Origin of the sequence: Paraburkholderia mimosarum LMG 23256 = NBRC 106338 (assembly GCF_000739815.1) — a bacterium.
Classification (GTDB): Bacteria; Pseudomonadota; Gammaproteobacteria; order Burkholderiales; family Burkholderiaceae; genus Paraburkholderia; species Paraburkholderia mimosarum.
Genome location: NZ_BBJJ01000323.1, coordinates 1 through 1,112 on the forward strand (window position 1 = coordinate 1; position 1,112 = coordinate 1,112).

Annotated in this window: 1 protein-coding gene; it reads right to left on the reverse strand. The window is 58.8% G+C overall.

Going from position 1 to position 1,112, the window contains the following annotated elements; genetic code table 11:
* Positions 1–108: 108 nt before the first annotated feature.
* Positions 109–1,112, reverse strand: a 1,004-nt coding sequence (locus BMI01S_RS37685) for an IS701 family transposase (RefSeq protein ID WP_042293578.1), incomplete at its 5' end; no start/stop codon positions are given.

Below are 1,112 nucleotides of genomic sequence, written 5' to 3' on the forward strand. Positions count from 1 at the left end.
TAGTCTTACTGTGTCAAAAACTCAGTTGCGCACTCTATTGTGGTACAGGAAGAGCGCCATCGTTGCATGAGCCTTTGTCCAAGCAGGATACGCAACGTAGTAATCGAATCAGGAACGTGGCGTTGAGCGCGCTGGACTGCCCCGGGGGATGTAATCCGAGGGAAGGGCAGGCAGCGCGCTTTCAAGGAAGTTTTTTTTACCATGTTCATCTGATTGCATTCTGAGTCGCTGTGCCATCAGAAACCCATACGCTGCGATACTCAGTGTGGCGTGATGGTGAAAGCCACGCCAGCCTCGCCCTTCATAATGACCGAGACCGAACTCCTGCTTCAGGTCCTGGTAGTCGCGCTCGATGCGCCAGCGCATTTTGGTCACGAACACAAGCTGCTCCAGGGTCGCCTCTTCGGGGGCGGTAGTGAGAAAGTATTTGAGTGGCTCCGTATCGTCATCAGGCCATTCAATAAGCAGCCATTCTTCGTCGCGAACGGTACTTCGCCAATTGTCGCGATGTGCGGGACGAACCCGTACGGCGGCAAAGCGTGAGGAAAGTGCTGCGTTGCTACCTTCCCGCCAGGTTACGGTCTGCCAGGCGTTTTCGGGTAATTGCATGGCCAGTTCCTTCACTGCGAGCGGTTCATGACCGGGCGCGCGGCGTAACAATGTCGGGGGTTTGCAGCGCCCACTCCAGGGCTTGGGCGGAAGTGGCGCCGTACCGGGTGCCCACACAGAGGTGGCCGGCCGGATCCCTACCGCGTACAACAAACCCAGTTCAGTTACGCTTTCCCGGAAAGCGGTTTCGTCGCCGTACCCGGCATCCGCGAGCACAATGCCCGGCGCAATGCCGGATGCTACAGCCTCCCGGAGTTGGGCCAGCGCAATCTGCGGCTTGGTCTCGAAGGCGAGATCGTCGGGAATGCCCGCGCGACGCGCTCGTTCCCGGTCGTCAATCCATTCCTTGGGCACATACAGCTGCCACGCAATTGGCAGGCTGCCGCGTTGCGTCGCGATCGACAGGCTCACGGCGATTTGGCAGTTATCCTGTTTGCCCAGTTGCCCACAGTATTGCCGCGCTACGCCGACCGAATGCTTGCCCTTTTTCGGGAAGCCCGTGT